The sequence below is a fragment of the Enterococcus hailinensis genome (assembly GCF_045862035.1).
Classification (GTDB): Bacteria; Bacillota; Bacilli; order Lactobacillales; family Enterococcaceae; genus Enterococcus_A; species Enterococcus_A hailinensis.
The window spans coordinates 15,195-36,804 of record NZ_BAAFRV010000015.1; the positions used below are offsets into that span (position 1 = coordinate 15,195).

The 21,610-nt window shown below is 35.8% G+C and carries 20 protein-coding genes; 3 read left to right on the forward strand and 17 right to left on the reverse strand.

The annotated features are described in order from the left end of the window. Nucleotides 1–84 precede the first annotated feature (84 nt). The 4 genes from ACKTSC_RS10515 to ACKTSC_RS10530 all read right to left on the reverse strand — a co-directional run bounded on the left by ACKTSC_RS10515 (nucleotide 85) and on the right by ACKTSC_RS10530 (nucleotide 4,854). The gene (locus ACKTSC_RS10515; protein ID WP_332581221.1) at nucleotides 85–1,512 is read right to left on the reverse strand and encodes an MFS transporter; all 1,428 of its coding nucleotides are present in this window, start codon (nucleotides 1,510–1,512) and stop codon (nucleotides 85–87) included. Between the two features lie 100 nt (nucleotides 1,513–1,612). Then, nucleotides 1,613–1,807: a hypothetical protein gene (locus tag ACKTSC_RS10520; protein ID WP_332581222.1), complete on the reverse strand. Its 195-nt coding sequence runs from the start codon at nucleotides 1,805–1,807 to the stop codon at nucleotides 1,613–1,615. 124 nt (nucleotides 1,808–1,931) lie between these two features. Continuing rightward, nucleotides 1,932–3,611, reverse strand: coding sequence for a ribonuclease J (locus ACKTSC_RS10525; RefSeq protein WP_407857560.1), 1,680 nt, complete (start codon nucleotides 3,609–3,611; stop codon nucleotides 1,932–1,934). A gap of 193 nt (nucleotides 3,612–3,804) precedes the next feature. Then, nucleotides 3,805–4,854, reverse strand: coding sequence for an aspartate-semialdehyde dehydrogenase (locus ACKTSC_RS10530; protein WP_407856288.1), 1,050 nt, complete (start codon nucleotides 4,852–4,854; stop codon nucleotides 3,805–3,807). Between the two features lie 281 nt (nucleotides 4,855–5,135). Here ACKTSC_RS10530 and ACKTSC_RS10535 point away from each other — a divergent pair, with 281 nt between their 5' ends. Continuing rightward, on the forward strand, nucleotides 5,136–5,954 hold the full coding sequence (locus ACKTSC_RS10535; RefSeq protein ID WP_407857561.1) for a hypothetical protein: 819 nt from the start codon (nucleotides 5,136–5,138) through the stop codon (nucleotides 5,952–5,954). 45 nt (nucleotides 5,955–5,999) lie between these two features. Here ACKTSC_RS10535 and ACKTSC_RS10540 read toward each other — a convergent pair whose 3' ends face one another. Next, complete coding sequence (locus tag ACKTSC_RS10540; protein WP_407857562.1) at nucleotides 6,000–7,196, reverse strand: MFS transporter; 1,197 nt, start codon at nucleotides 7,194–7,196, stop codon at nucleotides 6,000–6,002. Nucleotides 7,197–7,209: 13 nt separating this feature from the next. Beyond that, nucleotides 7,210–7,497: a hypothetical protein gene (locus ACKTSC_RS10545; RefSeq protein ID WP_332581227.1), complete on the reverse strand. Its 288-nt coding sequence runs from the start codon at nucleotides 7,495–7,497 to the stop codon at nucleotides 7,210–7,212. A gap of 271 nt (nucleotides 7,498–7,768) precedes the next feature. Between ACKTSC_RS10545 and ACKTSC_RS10550 the strand changes: the two genes are divergently transcribed. Beyond that, complete coding sequence (locus ACKTSC_RS10550; RefSeq protein ID WP_332581228.1) at nucleotides 7,769–8,425, forward strand: Crp/Fnr family transcriptional regulator; 657 nt, start codon at nucleotides 7,769–7,771, stop codon at nucleotides 8,423–8,425. 40 nt (nucleotides 8,426–8,465) lie between these two features. On the opposite strand, the gene ACKTSC_RS10555 is transcribed toward ACKTSC_RS10550, so the two are convergent. From ACKTSC_RS10555 to ACKTSC_RS10580, 6 genes are all read right to left on the reverse strand, one after another. Further along, entirely contained in the window at nucleotides 8,466–9,884 is a 1,419-nt protein-coding gene (locus tag ACKTSC_RS10555) for a L,D-transpeptidase family protein (protein WP_407857563.1), read from the reverse strand. Nucleotides 9,885–10,020: 136 nt separating this feature from the next. Continuing rightward, nucleotides 10,021–12,318, reverse strand: coding sequence for a formate C-acetyltransferase (pflB, locus tag ACKTSC_RS10560; protein WP_407856291.1), 2,298 nt, complete (start codon nucleotides 12,316–12,318; stop codon nucleotides 10,021–10,023). A gap of 413 nt (nucleotides 12,319–12,731) precedes the next feature. After that, nucleotides 12,732–13,436 carry a helix-turn-helix domain-containing protein gene (locus tag ACKTSC_RS10565; RefSeq protein ID WP_332581230.1) on the reverse strand — a complete coding sequence of 235 codons (705 nt, stop codon included), beginning with the start codon at nucleotides 13,434–13,436 and terminating at the stop codon, nucleotides 12,732–12,734. Nucleotides 13,437–13,506: 70 nt separating this feature from the next. Then, nucleotides 13,507–13,872 carry a hypothetical protein gene (locus ACKTSC_RS10570; protein ID WP_407856292.1) on the reverse strand — a complete coding sequence of 122 codons (366 nt, stop codon included), beginning with the start codon at nucleotides 13,870–13,872 and terminating at the stop codon, nucleotides 13,507–13,509. A 973-nt stretch (nucleotides 13,873–14,845) separates the two neighbouring features. Then, complete coding sequence (locus tag ACKTSC_RS10575) at nucleotides 14,846–15,550, reverse strand: helix-turn-helix domain-containing protein (RefSeq protein ID WP_332654071.1); 705 nt, start codon at nucleotides 15,548–15,550, stop codon at nucleotides 14,846–14,848. A gap of 280 nt (nucleotides 15,551–15,830) precedes the next feature. After that, nucleotides 15,831–17,144 carry an NCS2 family permease gene (locus tag ACKTSC_RS10580; RefSeq protein ID WP_332654073.1) on the reverse strand — a complete coding sequence of 438 codons (1,314 nt, stop codon included), beginning with the start codon at nucleotides 17,142–17,144 and terminating at the stop codon, nucleotides 15,831–15,833. A gap of 247 nt (nucleotides 17,145–17,391) precedes the next feature. On the opposite strand from ACKTSC_RS10580, the gene ACKTSC_RS10585 reads away from it, so the two are divergent. Then, nucleotides 17,392–18,303, forward strand: coding sequence for a UbiA family prenyltransferase (locus ACKTSC_RS10585; protein WP_332654075.1), 912 nt, complete (start codon nucleotides 17,392–17,394; stop codon nucleotides 18,301–18,303). A gap of 40 nt (nucleotides 18,304–18,343) precedes the next feature. Here the strand turns inward: ACKTSC_RS10585 and deoC are convergent, their stop codons facing one another. The 5 genes from deoC to ACKTSC_RS10610 form a co-directional block, all read right to left on the reverse strand. Beyond that, nucleotides 18,344–19,021 (reverse strand): deoxyribose-phosphate aldolase, encoded by a 678-nt coding sequence (deoC, locus tag ACKTSC_RS10590; protein ID WP_407857564.1) that lies wholly within the window; start codon nucleotides 19,019–19,021, stop codon nucleotides 18,344–18,346. A 26-nt stretch (nucleotides 19,022–19,047) separates the two neighbouring features. Next, nucleotides 19,048–19,347 carry a rhodanese-like domain-containing protein gene (locus ACKTSC_RS10595; RefSeq protein WP_407857565.1) on the reverse strand — a complete coding sequence of 100 codons (300 nt, stop codon included), beginning with the start codon at nucleotides 19,345–19,347 and terminating at the stop codon, nucleotides 19,048–19,050. Between the two features lie 132 nt (nucleotides 19,348–19,479). Then, nucleotides 19,480–19,794 carry a PTS lactose/cellobiose transporter subunit IIA gene (locus tag ACKTSC_RS10600; protein WP_407857566.1) on the reverse strand — a complete coding sequence of 105 codons (315 nt, stop codon included), beginning with the start codon at nucleotides 19,792–19,794 and terminating at the stop codon, nucleotides 19,480–19,482. 28 nt (nucleotides 19,795–19,822) lie between these two features. Further along, complete coding sequence (locus tag ACKTSC_RS10605) at nucleotides 19,823–20,140, reverse strand: PTS sugar transporter subunit IIB (protein WP_407857567.1); 318 nt, start codon at nucleotides 20,138–20,140, stop codon at nucleotides 19,823–19,825. Nucleotides 20,141–20,172: 32 nt separating this feature from the next. After that, complete coding sequence (locus ACKTSC_RS10610) at nucleotides 20,173–21,603, reverse strand: 6-phospho-beta-glucosidase (RefSeq protein ID WP_407857568.1); 1,431 nt, start codon at nucleotides 21,601–21,603, stop codon at nucleotides 20,173–20,175. Between the last annotated feature and the right edge of the window lie 7 nt (nucleotides 21,604–21,610).

A 21,610-nucleotide genomic window follows, 5' to 3' on the forward strand; every position in this document is an offset into this window, starting at 1 on the left:
AACAGAGTGTTACAAAAAAAAGAAGTCAACCGTTACCATACACGTAACGAGTGACTTCTTTTGTACTAATATAGCAATCAATTTTTATTTGGCCGCTCTTTTTCTAAAACGAACCAATGAAAGAATGAACCCAGTTATACATAAAATCAATGAAACAATAAAGGTGACACGCATCCCAAAGATAAAGATATCTGGACGTCCTTCAATATATGTTGTGACACGTTGACCGTAAGCAACTGTCATCCCACTATATAAAATTGTTGTTGCTAAGGCAATCCCGATCACCATTCCTAAGTTGCGAGCAAATGAATTCATACTGCCAGCTACACCTAAATTGTCTTTTTCAACACTGCTCATCACGATCGTATTATTTGGCGACTGGAACAACGCATTCCCAAATCCCATGATAGCTGTTGCTAAAACATAATACCAAATAGGACTTGTTTGGTTCATGAACACATATAACAACTGTGCAATCGACAATAATGTCAAACCCAATAAAACCAAACGTTGAGGACCAATTTTGTCAGTCAAGTAACCACTTAAAGGGGAACCGATCACCATTAAAAAGGGAAAGACCATCATCAACAAACCCGCATAGCTGGCTGTTAAGCCACGTGCATTTTGTAAATAGAATGGTACAACGACATTCACAAAAAAATTGGCTGAAAAAATCAACAAAGCCGTCAATAAACTCATTGTAAACATTTTATTTTTTAGAATATCAAACACTAACAACGGATTTTCTTTGCGTTTTTCGACTTGAATAAATACCACAAAAAAGACGATCGCAATAACTAATAATACCAAGGGTACCGTATGGATATATCCCACTTCTTGACCGATAAAAATCGCACCAAAAAAACTCATGATCGTCACGGCAAAAGTAACAAATCCCAACCAATCGATTTTCTTTTTCGACATCGTGATATCTTTCGGCAAAAATTTCTCGCCGATCAAAATCGTTAAGATTCCGATTGGAACGTTGATCCAAAAAATATACGACCAAGAAAAATGCGCTAAGATCAGCCCACCGATACCAGGACCCGCAATTGCTCCTAAAGAAACGAAAGCTCCAACTGCTCCTAATGCTCTTCCGCGCTCATTCATCGGGAATACTTCTGTAGTAATACCCGTATTAGTAGCCATCGTCATACTTGCTCCAATTCCTTGGACCACTCGTCCAAAAAGCAGCATCGACAAAGAATGATTGAACCCACATAATAATGAGCCTAATGTAAAAATGACTGTACCGATGCGGTAGACTCGGATTTTCCCGAAACTATCTCCGACTTTTCCGAAAAGAAGCAGACACGCACAGACGATCATCAAATAAATTGATACGACCCATTCTGCTTTGTTCATTGGTACAGCTAAATCTTTCGAAATCGTTGGCAGAGCGATATTGACAATGCTTGAATCTAACGTCGACATAAAGGTAAACATTGCCACGGAAACTAAAATCCACCAGCGATTTTTTTGAACCTCTGGATTATCTTGATAACTTTTCATATAAAACTTCCTTCCACTAGAAAAATAAGCCATAGCTATTCTAGCGGATGGACGGATAAAAAAGCAACTTAAAATAAAAAACGAGGAATAACTCCCTCGCTTATTTCATATATTTACCATTTTTTCCATCTTCAAATGTTGCAAAGTAGCCATTTGAGATTCTTTTTTCATATACATGGTGACAATTTGGACATTCAATCGGCATATTGTCTTTCGGATGATCCTCAACGTTCAATACTTCTTCAACAAAAAAATACGTGCCACAATTTGGGCATTTCAATGGTTTCTCTAACATATGACCAACCCTCTCTACATTTACTTCTATAATTATCATACTCCATTTCTATCAAAAAACAGAATGATAGCTATTGAAAAAAAGCCCTCCAAACATTCTTTTTGTTTGAAGGACTTTTTTGTCTTTATTTACGGCGGCCACGGCGTTGATTCGCTTCCATGATAACTGGAAGGATCACGGGGCGACGTTTTGTTTGCTCAAATAGATAGCGGCTTAATTGATCCCGGATATCTTGTTTTAATTTGCTCCATTCAAAATCGTCTGAATGCAAATGTTTTTCTACAATTTCGCTGGTTGTTTCAGCACTTTCTTTGATCAAATCACGGCTAGCTTTGATATAAACAAATCCACGTGAAGTGATTTGTGGTGCAGAAACAATTTTTTTCAACTTACGATCGATCGTCACAACAACTACAAAAATACCATCGTCTGACAATACTTTACGGTCACGTAAAACAATATTCCCGATATCACCAACACCAATACCATCAATCATGATATTGTCAGCAGGTACGCTTCCAGCAGCACTCATGTGTTTATTTTTATATTCTAAGACATCTCCTCGACCTGTGATAAAGATATCTTTGAATGGCATCCCCAACTCATTCGCTAAATGCGCATGGGCTGCTAATTGACGGTATTCACCCTGAACTGGAATAAAGTATTTAGGCGACATGAAATTTATCATCAATTGTAAATCACGTGGATTTGCATGACCTGATACTCGAAGATTTTCAGAAATACTCTTCACTACCCCGCCTGCACGATAGATCATATCTTCGGTCTTAGCAACCGTTGTTTCCATCGCGATCGTTGGTGTTGTCGTGATATAAACTAAATCGCCATCTTCGATTTTCAGATTACGATGTGAGCGATTGGCCATTTTTTGTAATGACTTGATTGGTTCGCCCATTCGTCCCGTTTCCAAAATCAGTAATTCTTCAGGTTGATATTTTTTCATTTCTTTCACAGTAATCAAAATATCTTCTGGTACTTCTAATTTTTTCAAACGCATCGCTGTTTTTAAGATGCGGTCTAAGTCTTGACCAGTCAACACTACTTTACGTTTGGCTTTTTCTGCAGCATTCAAAACTTGTTGAACTCGTTGTAAATTACTTGCAACACTGGCAACGATGATCCGACCAGGCCATTCATTGATCGTATCATAGACTTCTCCAGCGATTTCTTGTTCTGAAGCTACTTGGATCGGATTTTCGGCATTCGAAGAAGAACTTAGTAACGCCAAAACCCCTTCTGAGCCCACTTCCGCCAAACGACGATAATTCGTCGCATACATCGGAATCGCTGTCGGATCAAATTTGAAATCACCTGTATAGACGATCGTCCCTTCATCCGTTTTCAAACTAATTCCGACAGAATCAGGAATTGTATGCGTCGTACGGAAAAAGCTGATCAAGGCTGTTCCAAAATCGATTTCTGTATGTTCGTCGATCACATGGAAATCTTTAAAACCTTTGCTTTCATCGTTTTGATTGACTGTCAATTTCGCTAACTCAACTGTTAATTCAGTCCCAAAAACAGGAACAGCGACTTCAGAAACTAAATATGGTAAAGCGCCAATGGCATCCGCATGACCATGAGTCAAAAAGACACCCGCTACACGTTCTTTATTTTCTATTAAATAGGTAAAATCTGGAATCACAACATCGATTCCTAACAACTCATTTTCTGGATACTTTAGTCCACAATCTAGGACAAAAATATCATTATCCACTTCGACTGCATACATGTTTTTACCATTTTCACGCACGCCACCGAAGGGAATGATTTTGATTGTACTCAAAATATACACCTCGCAAATTATTTTTATCTATTATATTCAGCTTACTCAGATCCCGTAATCAGTACGATCTGTGCTTTTATACTCACTAGCTATTATACATGATTTTTTTTGAAAAACCATCGATTGGAAAGCCTCTAGTTTTAGAGGAAAAGAAACAGTCTAAAGCAGCTTTTGCTTTAGACTGTTTAGTTCTCTATTCAAAAAGACCCATTTCATACATTGTTTCTGCAATTTGTAATGAATTCCAAGCAGCGCCTTTTAGCAAGTTATCTGAAACGACCCATAAATGAATACCGGTTTCTTCATCAGGATCTTTACGGATCCGACCAACAAAAGTTTCTTTTCTCCCCACACTATTGATAGCTTGCGGATAAATTTGTTGACTAGGATCGTCTTCTAAAATTGCTCCGGGAGCATTAGCGATCAATGCTTGAATCTCCGCAACACTAGCTGCTTTTTCTGTTTCAATGTAAACTGATTCCGAATGTCCGCTCATCACTGGAATACGTACACAAGTAGCAGAGACTTTGATCGTTTCATCTTCCATGATTTTCTTCGTTTCATTGATCATTTTCCACTCTTCATACGTATAACCTGCTTCTGCAAAAACATCGATTTGCGGCAATGCATTAAAAGCTAATGGATAATGTTTTTCATCGCCACTGCATGGCAAGATCTCTGTCTGCCACTGATCAACTGGTTTATCAGCTAAATAATCACGTGTCTGTTGTCTTAATTCTTCCATCGCTTGATTTCCCGCACCAGAAACTGCTTGATAAGTAGAAACGATCACACGTTTCAAACCAAATGCTTGACGGATCGGTTCTAGCGCCACCATCATCTGAATCGTTGAACAATTTGGATTTGCAATAATTCCTTTATGTGATCGTAACGCTTCAGGATTTACTTCAGGTACGACTAATGGAACTTCCGGGTCCATTCGAAAATGGCTGGTATTATCAACCACGATCGCACCTCGTTTGACCGCTTCAGGGGCAAACTTAGCAGAGATACCTCCGCCAGCTGAGAATAAGGCCAGATCCACTCCTTCAAATGATTCAGGAACCAATTCTTCAATTGTTTTTGACTCGCCTTTAAATGAAAGTTGCTTACCTGCAGAACGCTTTGAAGCTAAAAGTTTAACAGTCCCTAAAGGTAGTGAACTACTTTCTAATAACTTGATCATTTGTGTTCCTACAGCGCCTGTAGCGCCAACGATTGCAACATTCATTTTTCTCATCATAATCACTCTTCCATTTCATATTTTTAAACATTTTATCATACAAAAGTAGAAACGCAAGTCCTTTATCATTTATTAAATAACATATACACTTTTAATAAAATATAAAAATGTATGATAAATAAAAATTAAATGCGCTAAATAATATATTTAATATAACTAATATTATCTTTATAAAACTATAAAAAAAATTAAAAAACAGATATTTATTCGGTATATTTGTTGTGATTTTTTAATAGACCCTTTAGAATTAACTTGTAAGCGTTATTTATAGGAGGCCATTCATGAGAGCTAACGGATTTATGATTAGACAACAACGTGAAGCACGACAATTGACCTACGAAGATCTCGCATTCATTTGTTCAACAGAGGATTTAATACTGCTGGAACAAAAAAATGAGGGTATATTAGAAATTATTTTGGATCTTTGCCAACGATTAGACATTCCTTATCACAAAGTTTTTCCTAAAACGACTTTGGCATCGGAAGTCTTTATGTTACAGCTGATTCGTTGCTTGCATTTACGCCAAGAATTTGCAGCAATTCTCTTCTTATTAGATACCTTTGGAAAAAGAATAAACTATGAGAGCAGACGAATAATCGGTCATCTCTTTTATTTTCGTGCCTATGCAACTTTGTTTTATCGTCAGGATACACAAAAAGCGGTGTACTATTTTCAACGGGCAGCGACTTTTTTAAGTGAAGAAAAACGGTACGAACTTTTAGTTTTAAAAGGATTAGCTACTTGTTATCAAGCTAATCAAGAAAAACAGCGGGCCCGGATTTTTTTTGAGCGCGCTGAACAAGTGGAGGAAAAAATGATAAATTCAGAAAAATTAGGAACATCTTATTGCCAAGCCGCTCGTTTTTTTGCCGAAAAAGGCCAACATCAGCAAGTCAACGACTTGTGTGATGAAGGAATCCAAACGTTATTAGAAATAAATATCACCGAAGGTCTGGAAGAACTCTTTTTTGAAAAAGCGATCGTCCAATCAGAAGATACTCACCAAATCGAGCTTTTGAAACAAGCAAATTACTACGCGAACATTAATCAAAACCATGTTTTAGAACAACAAATCACTGATCAATTACTACGGGTATAAAAAAAGCCTTGTCTCTAAATTCAGAGACAAGGCTTTTTCTTTATATTAATGATTCACTTTCACTTTTTTATTTGGATGATAGAAAATCATATACAAGACAGCAACAATGATCGGAATCACTGCGCAGAAAATATAGATATGTTGATACGTACCTAGGATGCCTTTGATCCCACCTAATAAGTATGGTCCAACACCTAATCCTAGATCTAAACCGATAAAGTAAGTCGACAAAGCCACACCAATTCGTTCTTGTTCGACTAATTTTAAGGTCACCGCTTGACCATTAGCCATGAATGTTCCATAGCCTAAGCCCACAAAAGCACCAGCAATCAGTAATACGGTAGCAGTTTGGGTAAAGGCTAATAGAATCAATCCGATAGTCAAACAAATAAAACTTGGATACATAACTGCATTTTCACCGCGTTTATCAAAGATACGACCTGACATTGGACGCGTCAATGTCACAACTAAAGCATAAACAACAAAGAAGAAGGCCCCTGCCGTCACTAGATGTAATTCATCTGCATAAATCGATAGGAATCCTAATACACTTGAGTAAGCAATCCCAATCAAAAAGGCAATAGCCGCAATAAACAAGACCTTCATTTCGACAAAGCTCTCAAGACTAAATTTATTGATTCGTGCTCGGTGTTCTTCTGATAATTCAATGTTAACGACTTTAAATCTAAAGCAAGCAATCATCGTTAAGAAAGCTAAAACGATCGCAATAATAATGATCGCTTTAAAGCCAACGATCGGTAGTAACAGCAAGCCGATAAATGGCCCGATGGCTGCTGCTAAACTAGTACTCAAACCATAATAATTAATTCCTTCACCATATTTAGACTCAGGAATATAGGCAGTAACGATTGCATTCGCAGCCGTTGAAACAGCTCCGTAACCAAAACCATTCAAGAAGCGAACGCCATCTAAAATGAAAATATTCGAACTTACTAAGTAAGCTGCTGTAGTGATCAAATAAAATAAGGCTCCGTAACGTAGAACCGCTCTTCGGCCGAATAATTCCAATTTCTTTCCGATATATAAACGAGCCAATAATGTTCCGATGATATAGATACCGACTGCAAATCCAGCTTGTGCGGTCGTGGCACCTAAACTTTGTGTAGCGTATTTTGCCGTAATCACGACAAAGCAATAGTAAACTAAAAATACGATAAAGTTGATGATCGTAATGGTGATAAATCCTTTATTGAATAATTTTTCTTCTTCCTTGATTGTCATTACCCACTCTCAATTAATATGCGATACTTTCATTTAATTTCTTTAGATTAGAAATCTTCTCTGCGACTTTATTGTAGTTTGATGGATAGCGATCCACTGCTTGACTGACGAATAAATCCCGCGTGTAGTCAAATTCCGCCAAAAAATCATCTAGTGTTTTGTCTGTTTGCGCATAGTCTTTTCTAAGCATCAACGCATTTTGGTAGGCATCATTTAGAAAGACCAATACCGCTTCCTTTTCAAACCGTACCTTATAAGCTGATTCTAACCGTTCGATCATTGCGCTTGTCCATTTTTTCATAAATAACCACTCCTATTATTTCCAAATTTTCTATTCACTAGACTATTTGGTTTGTTTGACTTACTTGATTGATTATACGGATATAAACAAATCGCGAAATCGTCTTTTATAATAAAAAAAGAAGATATAAATTTGAATTATCGCTTTTTAGTAGAAAAGAGGTGTAACATTTGTTACTATCCTTTTGACATATATTTTTTATCCATGTGAATTAGTGATTATGATAAAATAGCTATGAATTCAAGTATATTGCGGAAGGAACAATGATAAATTGGATAATACGGCCTTAACAGACTACTTAGAACAAAAAAAATTCCCTGTCGTCACGAAAGACTACAAGAAATATATTCTCTATGAAGGAATTCAAGACCACCATGTATATATTTTGAAAAGTGGAGTTATCAAAACAAGCGTCATCTCTCGCGATGGCCGTGAATTTAATTTGGAATATATTACGGATTTGGAAGTCGTTTCTTTGTTAAAGGATGAGTATTCACAATTCATCGATGCCCCTTTCAACATTCGAGTCGAATCAGAAACAGCAGAACTTTATCAAATAGATCGGGTCGAATTTTGGAAAGATATCAATCAAAACATCGATCTTCAAATTTACGTTAAAAACTATTATCGTGAACGATTACTCAAATCAATGAAACGAACACAACAAATGCTGATGAACGGAAAATTTGGTGCTGTCTGCACGCAGATTTATGATTTATATGACAAATTCGGGATCGAATTCGAAGATGGGGTCTTGATCGATTTTGTTGTTACAAATGAAGATCTCGCTCATTTTTGCGGCATCAATGCAGCCAGCAGTGTTAGTCGGATCATGCATCAGCTAAAAGAATGTGGTGCGATCCAAATGCACGATCGAAAAATTTTTATAAAAAACATTGAACTTATTAAAGATAATATTATATTTTAAACTTAAAAGACCTATCAGCCAATTACTGATAGGTCTTTATTTATACTTCAGTGCCATGTTCAACGGGTTTGTCAAAAACACCCGGCGCTTCATCATAGATATGACCATAAATAAAAACCGGCATGCCAATAAAACTCGCTTCATAAATTTTAGCTACTTGTTCTTTTGGAGTATTTACGCAACCATAACTTCCTAAGTCTGTTTGATAGGCATTCGTAAGACCAAAATAATCCAATTTATGATCCGCATCGTGAATGCCAATCTCAGTGATCGTCTGGCCGTAACTCAATAAAGGCATCCAATAATCTACGGGCACATTATACATCCCATCTCCAGTGGTCAGTACTCCGGTCAAATCAACATTTCTCAATTTATCCATGATAGTATGAAATCCCGGTACAGTCGCGGTGCCTTTGGCATAACGTCCAGTGATCACGGGTGTTTCTACCACGAGTTTTCCATTTTTGAAACAATACATTTTTTGATTATCTAAATCGACTTCAACGTAATTTTTCTTCACATGAAGCGGTTGATTTTTAGTATCCCCCTGCAATACTAATTGAATTGTCTTAGTCTTCTTCCTTTGCAAGGCCTGAGCTATCTGCTCGGCTGATTGTTGAATATCAATAAACCAACCATAATTACCAATATTTTTATACTTCAAATGAACCCCATGGACATTTGTAAAATGAACAGCTTTATGAATTGTAGAATATTCCTGTTCTAGTTCTGCTACCCACTCGGCAATCACTAGCGGATCAAATTCACTTTTATCATTTAATGAATCCGCTAACATTTTTCCGTTAAGCAGAACTGTCTTTGTATTTACTTTAAGCTGAATTTCACGTTCAAGGATAGTCGTTAAGTGTTGAATAATTTTTCGATCAATTAAATCTGCCTTTGTTACTTCTGCTTCTCGATAGTACTTCGCCAGATTGTAGGTTGTTTTCAACTCTCCGATTTGCATTGCACTGGCTAGTTCCTTTCTAATGCGTGCAGAATCGATCACAGTGCCACTTTTTTCTGGTTGAATCTCGAACTTTTCGTGGCGATAAATGATTTTTGCATTTTGAGCTTCTTTACCTACAGGAAATGACGTTCGGTCAATTACCGCTAACACTTCTTGCTGAGCCTTCTTTTTTAAAGGCAGTCCTGTAGCGCCATTATGAATCGCTTGTTTCAAATAATTTTTATTGATTTTGTATGGATCATTGAGAGTAATTCCTACTTTATATGTGTTTGATTGTAATTGTACTTTCACTTGTTGTGTTTCTTGCTGTATTTTCTCTGCTGCAGCTTCGATCGAAAGACCACTTACATCAACTCCTGCAATAGTGGATCCCTGATAAAAATGCGAACTATAATAAAAATACAATAATAAAAAGCAACTCATTGCTCCAGCAACGATAAGCAGTACTTCGAGGATTCTTCGATTTCCATAGCCTTTAATTGTATTCACCTACTTCAACTTCAATGTTAGCTTTAGTATAAAATACAAAAATAATCCCGAGGTCAAAAAATAAAATTATAAATTTTTTCTTGCTTTTTTGGTTCAAAAAAAGCTAAAATCCAAAGGATTTTAGCTTTTTAAAAGTTTACATTCTTGTATGGTCTGTACGAGAGATCACGTCACGACGTTGTTCTGGAGTTAGGTCACGGAATTTAACCGCATAACCAGAAACACGAATCGTAAAGTTAGCATATTTTGGATTGTCGATATCTTTATCCATTTCTTCTAGCAATTCACGGCCAAAGACATTGACATTTAAATGGTAGCCGCCTTTATCAAAGTAGCCATCTAAGACTTGACGTAGATTATCAATCTGCATTTCTTCATCATCTGTCCGTCCTAATGCACCTGGATTGATTGTTTGTGTATCAGAGATTCCATCTTGAGCACAAGAGTAGTTCAATTTAGCTGTTGAATTCAACGATGCCAATAAACCATTTTTCTCACCTAAGAACTTACCATCTTGATAACTAGGGTTTGCCCCTGGCGCCAATGGTTTTCCTGCACGGCGACCATCTGGTGTATTCCCAGTATTTTTTCCGTAAACGACGTTGGAAGTGATGGTCAATAATGACAATGTTGGCGTTGAATCACGGTATGTGTGTTGACGTTTGATTTGTGTCATGAAGTACTCTAAGATCCAGTTCGCCATTTCGTCCGCTTCATCATTATCGTTTCCGTAAGTCGGAAATTCATTTTGTGGAATATAATCGATTGCTAAACCATTCTCATCACGAACAACTTTTACATTTCCATGTTTGATCGCCATCAATGAATCTGCCGCATGGGAAATACCCGCAATCCCTGTTGCAAAGGTACGTTTCAAGTCTGTATCCATCAATGCTAATTGTGGCGCTTCGTATGCATATTTGTCATGCATGTAATGAATCACGTTCAACGTATTCACGTAAAGTTCAGCTAACCAATCTAAAACATCTTTATAGCTATCCATAAATTGATCGAAATCAATACTGTCACCTTCTATTGGACGGAAACGAGGACCTACTTGCATTTTTGTCATTTCGTCTACGCCACCATTGATTGCGTAAAGAACTGCTTTTGCTAAGTTGGCACGAGCACCAAAGAACTGCATATCTTTTCCGATTACCGTTGCTGATACACAGCAAGCGATTGCTGTATCATCCGAACCCCAATGTTGACGTAGTAAATCATCATTTTCTAATTGGATCGAAGAACTCTCTTTCGCAACTTTTGCTGCGTATGTGCGGAAGCCTTCTGGTAATTTTGAAGAATACAATACCGTTAAGTTTGGTTCTGGTGATGGTCCCATATTTGTTAATGTATGAAGGATTCGGAAATCATTTTTTGTAACTAATGAAGAACCGTCCATGTTCATGCCTGCTAATGACAATGTTGCCCAGATTGGATACCCAGAGAATAATTGATTGTATTCAGGTGTACGAGCAAATTTAACCATACGTAATTTCATGATCAAATGATCGATCAATTCTTGTGCTTCATCTTCTGTGATCACACCACGCTCTAAATCACGTTGGATATAAATATCTAAGAAGGCTGAGATACGGCCAATCGACATTGCTGCTCCGTTTTGTGATTTGATTGCTGCTAAGTAACCAAAGTACAACCATTGGATGGCTTCTTGCGCATTGCTAGCCGGTTGAGAGATATCATAGCCATAGCTTGCAGCCATTTCTTTCATATCTGCCAAAGCACGATATTGTTCAGAAACTTCTTCCCGTAATTGGATAACGTCATTAGTCATTACTTTACTGCCGACATTTTTCCAATCTTTTTTCTTTTGCGCCATTAAAAAGTCGATTCCATACAATGCTACACGACGATAATCGCCAATGATACGACCACGACCATAAGCATCAGGCAGTCCAGTAATAATTTTATTTTTACGTGCTAAACGCATTTCGTCTGTATACGCATCGAATACACCTTGGTTATGCGTTTTACGCCATTTGTTAAAGATAAATGACATTTCATCATCTACTTCATAGCCATTTGATTCTAACGCTTTGTTCGCCATGTTGATACCGCCGTAAGGCATAAATGCTTGTTTCAACGGAACATCTGTTTGTAAACCTACGATTTTTTCTTCATCTTTGATCAAGTATCCTGGTTCATGAGAAGTGATCGTCGCCGGGATGTTCGTATCCATATCGTAAACGCCATTCTTCTTATGCTGTACTTCAAATAATTCTTGAAGCTTATCCCATAATTTTTCTGTACTTGGTGCAGCTTCAGCTAAAAAGCTATCATCGCCTGTATATTCTGTATAGTTACGTTTAATAAAATCAAGTGTATTTACTTCATGTTGCCAACGCCCTTCGTTAAAACCTTCCCAAGGGTTCGTTGCCTGTTTAACAGTTTTATCCATTGTATTAGTAGTCATAATAACACTCCTTTGTATAATTGTTTCACAATATTTAAAGTGATTATAACAGAGGAAACTTTTTAAAGAAAGGGCTTTTTTTATTTTTAAGACTGTTAATAATTGTAAAATAATGGCGATTATTTTAATATTGATAAAACACTGTTACATTTTAAACTATAACAGATTAAAAAACAGAAAAAAATGATTTGTTTTCAAAATAGCAAAAAATGATTAAAGCAATCATCAAATACCCTAGCAATTGAAAAACAGTTAACTAATACAGAATTTTCTCTAAAGAAATTTTTTTATATTTTCTCATAAATACATTCGATTTATTTTTTTAAAAAATTTTTTTAATTGCTTGGAAATGTTCGAAGTCAACAAAGAAGCTGATCTCAAAGGAGTTAATTCCTTAAGGATCAGCTTCTTTGTTACATGCTGTATTCTTCGATATGCTCTTTGATCAAGCCACTTGGAATATCATGTAGGCGATAACCATTGCCCCAATAAGTAATGATACGAACATTATCGATATGCGCATGCGCTATTTTCTTACGAATATTTCCCACAGCGGTAGACATTTGAACAAGTCGAGATTTACTGACATCATTGTTCCAAACTTTATTGCATAACTCATCCCTAGAGATGATTTTTCCACCACCTTCGGCTAAGGCATTGATGATTTTCTTTTCAATATTATTCAACGAGCTATATAGTAGGACCAAATCTTGCTTTTTCATCTCAGATTGTCTCATCAATCCTTTAGCAATTGAGTCAGCTTGCCCTTCACGTGTATCGCTCATCAATAAGAACTCTCTTAGCTCGGTTAGTGAACAATCGATCGATAAACAATGATTATCATCGATTGTTGGAACAGGTTCATCTGTTCGGCGAAGATAGTGAAGCTCTTTTTCAACGACGATTGGCAAAATTTCAGTAAATTCTTGATTGGTCAAGGTCTCACTAAAGATCACGATATCAAAAAGAGACAAAATGTCTTCAAAATATTGCGGTCGATCAACATCATAAAATTCTTTCAAAACAAATACTTCATAATCTAATCGTTGTAGCTCATTCTGAAAATCTTGTTCAATAATAATATTCCTAGTTAAAATAATTACTTTTTTCAATCCCACTCACTCTCCCACCTTTAATTTGATTCATTTTATAATTTGCTGATTTAGCCAATTGTCATCCTTATACTAGCTATTTTTCATTAATATGCCCGGTAGTCCTGCATTTATTAGCTGGCTCTTCATCTACATAAAATTTCTTCGGCTCACTACTTATTAATCGTACTTGCTGCTCCGCTTTTTCAATTAGCTGCCGGCTGATTTTGGTTGCATTTAGCAACATATCTATTGCTTCCAGCTCTTTTAGCAACTGCGTGGTCTCACTTTTGTTATCCGTCTGAATCTCAACACAGCACTTCTGAGCTTTCCTATCTAATTGCTGTTTTTTTAACGTTTTTTTTCTTTGGGTCATACAAGTATGTTTCTCCATTAACTGTTCTTTATAATCGTTGACTGTCACATTTAATGACTCTATTTGTTGATAGTTTTTATTCCCCATATCTCGCTCCTCCTTTCTTTTTGCTTATCCGTAAACGTTACCCCCGCTTATGAAAATTAATATATTCTTTTTAGGTACTTCTCTTCCCGTTTTGCTCGCCCATTACTGACTTAAACCAATTAATAACTATTTAAAAAATTTTAATACCCTCTAAAGCTCAAATCTCTTAGAAACCGCTTTTATTTTTTAATAACTCAAGTTATATCAATTGTAAAAAAATATTATTAAACTGTATTAATAGAAATAAATATTATTTTGATTTACAAAAATAACATTTATGTTTTATTATACAACTATTTAAAAAAATTATAAAATATTCTTTGTAACAAATCAATATTTTATCAACATTTATTAAAACCTTTTTTTTAAGATGTTTTTGGTTAATCGATATTTTTAATCTATTATTTCAAATATGAACTTCAATATTTTTTCATAATATCAGAAAAAGACTGCTGCTAATAATCATTCTCTGTAAATAAAAAAGAAGCTATTTTTAAACCCTAAACTTAAACAGCATTGAACAATATTCTTAAATTATTTGTTTTACATTTTTTTGCGAATATCTACTTATTTTCTTATTCTACATTTTTGTTTTTTTATACATTATTTTCTTTTTATATTTTTTTGAAAACTATTTGGTTTTTATATTTCATTCTTAGATTAGGTTTTTGATGATCTAAAATCATGACTAATATAACTTGAGAGTCATTCTAATTAAGCTATTAGTCATTACTGCTTCAAACTAATTCATTGATCAATATTTTTTTATTATTTAGTTAGAATAATTCTTTTATAATCACTGAAATAGACAGCATTTTATCCTTACCTTTTTATCTGATTCAACTTATTCAATTTTTATTGATTTAGAAACTATCATTTGAATTTATATACTAGAACAAAAAAGCGAGGTCTTGCCGATACTTATTATACATAAGTATCGGCAAGATCCCGCTTTACTAGTATTCAGATAGTTCTATTGAATCCCAGCACTTTCTAATTCGATTACATCATTTTCAATATAATCAAAAATCTTTTTATTCAATCGATAGCCTTGTCCCCAAACCGTTTGGATGGCTTCATCGCCAAATTCTCCTTGAAGTTTTTCATTCACTTTTGAAACAACTTTTGACAAACTAGCTAAAACAGATTTTGTTGGAGCTTTTTCCCAAATTTGACGACTAATTTCTTCACGAGGAACGGTACGATCACCCGATTTGATCAAATAGTAGACTATTTCTTTTTGTTTAAGTTTCAAATTCATATTAGACAATTTTTGTTTAACAGATATTTGTTGCGCACGATCGGCCTCTTGAAAAGATAGATGAGCTATTTCTGCAACTACTAATAGTTCTCTTAGGCGTTCAAGACTAGCTCCGATAGGGATACAAGCATCAAAAATATTATTTGTTTCTTCTCCAAAAGTTGTTTCTACTGCTCGACGGAAAAGCTTGAAATCACCTTGAGGCAATTGTTGTACTAATTCATTTGTTTCATTATCATATAATGTTTCACTGAAGATGATTCCCTCAAATTGATTGATAAATTGTGGAGTGATCACTTCTTTTTTTATCATTTCTACCACGTTACTAGAACAATAAACTTCATTTCCTAATTGTTTTAATTGAAGTTCAAAACTTTCTTCGTATAAAGGTACCTTCGTCAAAAGTAATAATCGCATATTTTTCCCTCTCTTTGGATCTAAATTTTTAGATAATTCCAAAAATCACTTGTCATATGTTAACAAATACATATTTTCTAACTACACATTCCAAATGATAAGTTTATTTGTCATCAAAATAAAAAAAACAGTTATTTTCAAAGGTAATTATAATATGATGATAGCTCGAGGTCAATTGAATATCGAATATTTATGTATAAATATTGCTGAACTACTCAGTTTATACAAAAAAAGCTATCTGATTCTACTAAATAGAACCAAATAGCTTTTATGAACTTCTCTATTTTACATTTAAGATCCACATAAAACCAATGAAAACAAAGAACAAGGCATACATGATGATCGATACTTCTTTTCCTCGTTTAGCAGCAATCATTGTAATTGGATAGAAGATAAAGCCTAACGCAATACCATCTGAGATGCTGTAAGTTAAAGGCATCCCAATCAAAATTAAGAAAGAAGGAATTGCGATTTCTAATTCTCCCCAATTGATTTGACGTAATGATTGGGCCATCAATACGCCCACCATGATTAAAGCCGGTGCTGTAACTTGTGAAGTGACCACTGACAATAATGGAGAGAAAAATAATCCGAAGATAAAGAACACACCCGTTGTAATAGCAGTTAATCCTGAACGTCCACCAACAGCGATACCAGCAGATGATTCAACGAACGCTCCAACTGGAGAAGTCCCTAATAATGAACCAGCAAGCATTGCAGTTGAATCAGAGGCCAATGCTTTACCTACACGCGGCATTTTATTATCCTTCATAAAACCAGCTTGATTAGCTAATCCAACCAGTGTCCCCGCAGTATCAAAAAATGTAACTAATAAGAATGTTAATACGACTACCCATAATTGTAATGTGTTGATATCTTTTACATGTTTCAAGGCAACTAAAAATGTTGGCTTCAAACTAGGTGCAGCTGAAACGATATGTGTTGGGACATCGATCAATCCTGTTACTAAACCTAATAAAGTTGTCGCAACCATCCCGATGAAAATTCCACCAGGTACACGACGAACCATTAAGATTGCTGTCACGATCAAACCAAAAACGGTTAACCATGTTGAACCAGCATTCATAGAACCTAAACCAACCAAAGTTGACTTATTTGCAACAATGATTCCACCTTCGCTTAAGCCAAGAAAAGCAATAAATAAGCCGATCCCACCAGAAATCGCATATTTTAAATCAGCTGGAATCGCATCAATAATCAATTCACGTAACTTAAAGATCGTAATCAAAATAAAAATCAGTGAAGCAACAAAAACACCCGCTAAAGCTGTTTCCCAGCGAATACCCATACCGACACAGACGGAATAAGAAAAGAAGGCGTTTATCCCTAATGCTGGAGCAGTAGCGATTGGATAGCGAGCTAGAACGCCCATCAATATACAACCTAAGGCACTTGCTAAGGCTGTAGCTGTAAACACAGCTCCTTCGTTCATTCCTGATGCACCTAATACACTAGGATTAACAAAAAGAATGTAGGCCATTGAAATAAAAGTCGTGAAACCAGCTAAAATCTCTCTTTTTACTGTTGTATTCAATTTTTCAAGTTCAAAATAGGAACTAATTTTCCCTTTCATGAATCTTCCCCCTATAATCTGAATAATGTTCGTAAAATAATCATTTTTTTTCTAAACAACGTTGATTATCATATAATAAACTGACGAATAAGTAAATAGCAATGTACAAAAACAGCAAAACACGAACATTATTTGATAAAAAGACAAAAATAAAAGAAAACCTTTTCATCATTTAGGGGCAAACTAGTGGACATTCTTTAAAATAATCGATACCTTTGATATTGACTGAAATGAAAGGAGAATTACATTGAAACAACTTAGCTTTAAACAATTTTGGGAGTTATCTGAAATCTACACTGCTCCATTGAACTTATTTATTATTTTATTAGGATATGCTATTGCTAAATTTCAACTGGATAGTTTACCAAGTCCGGCATTCTTTCTCTTTGTTTTGATTATTGTAATGTTTCATATTACTGTAAATATCTTCAATAACTACATGGATTATAAAAATGCTTCTGATGAAAATTACAAACAGCAAACCAATATTATTGGACGTGATCATTTAGATATCACATTTGTAAGAAATCTCTATTTGTTTAGTTTAGCGATCTCATTTCTGCTAGGGCTAATCTTAGTGTGGAATACTAACTGGGTTATTGGCGTCTTAGGTATCATTGGTTTTTATATTGGACTGTTTTATTCCTATGGCCGGCGACCTTTGAACAGCTTACCGATCGCGGAAGCATTAACAGGAACTGCGAGCGGCTTTTTCATTCCTGTGATCAGCTATTATTTAGCCGTTTATCAAAACCATACGCTTACTTGGTCAATGATCGGTAAAGTATTTTTAATCAGCTTACCGCTCGTATTGATGATGTTTAACAATCTTTTAGCCAACAATACTTGTGACTTAGAAGAAGATATTGAAAATCATCGCAAAACATTGGTTTATTATTTAGACAAACCCTTAGCTGTAAAAGTTCTGCTGAGCGTTTATGCTTTCAGCTTTATTTGGCTGTTAGTTCTTGTTTTTACTGGATTAGCGCCTTGGACGGTTCTATTCCTGCTGTTACTATTTCCTAAAAATTGGATCCAACTGAAACAATACCGAGCAGTTCAAGATAAGAAAAAAACATTTCCGATCGTTTTAAAAGCAATGTCAGCCATCATGGTACTTTATCCGGTACTTTATTTTATCGGATCACTGTTTTTATAAATAAAAAACCGTCTGAATCAGACGGTTTTTTTCTATGCCTTTAGCTGACTAAAGAACGATACTCTTCAATAATTTTTATACCAGAACTAGTTCCTAAACGTTCCGCTCCTGCTTCAACCATTTGTAACGCCGTAGTTAGATCACGGATCCCTCCAGCTGCTTTGACTTTCACCTTAGATCCAACTGTCTTTTTCATCAATGAAACATCAGCAACCGTAGCTCCAGCTGTTCCAAAACCAGTTGAAGTTTTGACAAAATCGGGTTTCACTTCTTTGGCGATTTGACAGACTGTGATTTTTTCCTCATCAGATAGGTAACAGGTTTCTAAAATCACTTTACTTATTATTTTCCCTTCACGAGATGCCGCTACGATAGCTTCCATTTCTCTTTTTATATAAGCTAAATCACCCATTTTAAGTCGACCAATATTTATTACATAGTCAATTTCATCGGCACCATTTTTAATCGCATCTTGTACCTCGAATACTTTCGCTTCGATCGTTGTTTGTCCTAAAGGAAATCCAATAGCGGCCCCCACATGTACCGGACTATCTTTTAAAAAAGTGTGGCATATCTTTACTGGATAGGAGTTGATAGCTACCATTTTAAAGCTATACGTATCTGCTTCTTCACACAATTTTTTGAATTCAACTTCTGTAGCATCTGCTCGCAATAGCGTATGGTCGATCATGTTAGCTAGTTCTTCTAAGGATATCATCTGCAGTTTCCTTTCAATTAAATTTTTTATTTACTAAGTTCTCCTGGCCAAGCTGTTGTACCGCCAGCTACACTGATCACATCGAAACCTTGGCCGGCTAAATATTCCTGAGCCATTGCTGAGCGTTTACCTGATTGGCAAATCAAATAATATTTCTTATCTTTCGCTAGTTTTTGTTCTGCAATATCCAAATTACTCAAAGGCCAATTTTGAGCCATCGGTATATGTCCTTGTTGATAGTCCGTTTTTTCTCGGATATCAAAAACATCAAGTTGCTGTTTTTTTGTTAATTCATAAAATTTTTCCATACTGATTGAGTCATCCATCTTTTTTCTCTCCTATCTCCTAGACACTTTCTATCTCCTATTTTTCATGACTTCATTCTTTTTGTCAAAAAACTGGTTTTAATACAAAAAATCTCTCTCCATGATTTAAGGAGAATCATGGAGAGAGATTTCTTATGCACTAATTTTACGATAAACATCGATGATTTCTTTTGCTAAATCGGTAAAAGCAATCGAGGTCATCAAATGATCCTGACTGTGAACTGTTAAGAGGTTCAGATCTAAGTGTTCACCTTGGGCTTCCTTCGTTAGTAATCCTGTTTGTGAATGATGAGCCTCAACAAGCGATTCTTCAGCTTCTTTGATTTTTTCATCGGCTGCTGTGAATTCCCCATTTTTCGCTTCTTGGATTGCTTCCATGGCATTACTTTTAGCATTACCGCCATGAATAATCAATCCCATAACTGCTTCTAAATTTTCCTCTTGCACATTGTCACTTCCCTTTTTCATAGTCGATTTATTGAATCATTGCGATCGCTTGGCCTAAAACTTTTTCTCCATTCATCATTCCATAATCCGTCATATTGATAACATCAATCGGGATCCCTAATGGTGTTAATTTTTCTTCAAATTGTTTTTGCATAAATCGGACTTGTGGTCCTAACAAGACCGTGTCGATTTTTTGTTCTTGCAACTTATTTGTCGCATCTGCCGCTGCAGTTGCAAAAATAGCAACATCCATTCCTTGTTCAACTGCTGCTTTCTGCATTTTTGTTACGAGCATACTAGTACTCATTCCAGCATTGCAAACAAGCATAATCGTTTTTTCACTCATAGAATAATATCTCCTCTTTAATCGAAATGGATTTACAGTTTTTCTCCATTTGTCTCAATCACTTTTTGGAACCAATGGAATGAATCTTTTTTACTGCGATCGAGTGTGCCATTTCCTTCATTATCTTTATCAACATATATAAAGCCATAACGTTTTTTCATTTCACCTGTTCCAGCAGAAACAAGATCGATGAACCCCCAGGGCGTGTATCCCATTAGATCAATACCATCATAGATGACAGCTTCTTGCATAGCTTCGATATGTTCTCGTAAATAATCAATGCGGTATTCATCATGGATCTCTCCATCTTCTGTAATTTCGTCAATCGCTCCGAAGCCATTTTCTACAATAAATAAAGGTAATTCATAGCGATCATTAAACCAATTCATTGCATAGCGCAAACCAGTTGGATCAATTTGCCAACCCCAATCAGAAGCTTTGACATAAGGATTTTTTACTAAGTCATTGGCTTCATCATAATCATAAGCCGGGCCTTTACCGTGATCTTTGACTGTAAAGGACATGTAATAACTAAAACCAATATAGTCTACTGTTCCTTTAGTTAATTGTTCTTCATCTTCTGCTGTGATATCCAAATTAAATTGTTTGCGTTCAAAATACGTCTTCATATGGCTAGGATAACGTCCTTTACAATGAACATCAGTAAACCAATAACGACGTTGCATCGCCACGGTTGCTGTCATCATATCTGATGGGCTACATGAGTAAGGATAGATTGGGCACATAGCGATCATACAGCCGATTTCAAAATCATGATTGATCGCATGACCAATTTCGATTGCTTTAGCACTAGCGACCAATTCATAATGCGCTGCTTGATACATAATTTTTTCACGATTATCGCCTGCTTCAAACTTTAATCCTGAATTTGTGAATGGGGAAAAATCTTCTTGATAATTTGCTTGATTATTGATTTCATTAAAAGTCATCCAATACTTCACTTTGTCTTTATACCGCGAGAAGCAAACTTCTGCGAAGCGGACAAAGAAATCGATCATTTTACGATTACGCCATCCGCCATACTCTGTAACTAAATGATATGGCATTTCGAAATGCGATAATGTGATCACTGGTTCGATCCCATATTTCAAGCACTCATCAAACAGATCATCATAAAATTGCAGACCTGCTTCATTAGGCTCTTTTTCATCACCGTTAGGAAAAATTCGAGTCCAAGCAATCGATGTCCGAAAACATTTAAGTCCCAATTCAGCAAATAATTTTACATCTGCTTTGTATCGACCATAAAAATCAATTGCTTCATGATTCGGATAATTCTCGCCTTCGATCACACCGTTAGTGATCCGACGTGGTACACCATTGGCACCGACGGTCATTACGTCAGCAACGCTGACGCCCTTCCCGTCTTCTCGCCAGCCACCTTCTAATTGATGGGCAGCAACAGCGCCGCCCCATAAAAAGTTCTCTTTAAAAATACTCATTTGTCTA

Coding starts and splice junctions, on each gene's coding strand:
- ACKTSC_RS10515 (WP_332581221.1), bottom strand. CDS start 1,512: ATGAAAAGTTATCAAGATAATCCAGAGGTTCAAAAAAATCGCTGGTGG.
- ACKTSC_RS10520 (WP_332581222.1), bottom strand. CDS start 1,807: ATGTTAGAGAAACCATTGAAATGCCCAAATTGTGGCACGTATTTTTTT.
- ACKTSC_RS10530 (WP_407856288.1), bottom strand. CDS start 4,854: ATGATGAGAAAAATGAATGTTGCAATCGTTGGCGCTACAGGCGCTGTA.
- ACKTSC_RS10535 (WP_407857561.1), top strand. CDS start 5,136: ATGAGAGCTAACGGATTTATGATTAGACAACAACGTGAAGCACGACAA.
- ACKTSC_RS10540 (WP_407857562.1), bottom strand. CDS start 7,196: ATGACAATCAAGGAAGAAGAAAAATTATTCAATAAAGGATTTATCACC.
- ACKTSC_RS10545 (WP_332581227.1), bottom strand. CDS start 7,497: ATGAAAAAATGGACAAGCGCAATGATCGAACGGTTAGAATCAGCTTAT.
- pflB (WP_407856291.1), bottom strand. CDS start 12,318: ATGACTACTAATACAATGGATAAAACTGTTAAACAGGCAACGAACCCT.
- ACKTSC_RS10570 (WP_407856292.1), bottom strand. CDS start 13,872: ATGGGGAATAAAAACTATCAACAAATAGAGTCATTAAATGTGACAGTC.
- ACKTSC_RS10575 (WP_332654071.1), bottom strand. CDS start 15,550: ATGCGATTATTACTTTTGACGAAGGTACCTTTATACGAAGAAAGTTTT.
- ACKTSC_RS10580 (WP_332654073.1), bottom strand. CDS start 17,144: ATGAAAGGGAAAATTAGTTCCTATTTTGAACTTGAAAAATTGAATACA.
- deoC (WP_407857564.1), bottom strand. CDS start 19,021: ATGATATCCTTAGAAGAACTAGCTAACATGATCGACCATACGCTATTG.
- ACKTSC_RS10595 (WP_407857565.1), bottom strand. CDS start 19,347: ATGGATGACTCAATCAGTATGGAAAAATTTTATGAATTAACAAAAAAA.
- ACKTSC_RS10605 (WP_407857567.1), bottom strand. CDS start 20,140: ATGAGTGAAAAAACGATTATGCTTGTTTGCAATGCTGGAATGAGTACT.
- ACKTSC_RS10610 (WP_407857568.1), bottom strand. CDS start 21,603: ATGAGTATTTTTAAAGAGAACTTTTTATGGGGCGGCGCTGTTGCTGCC.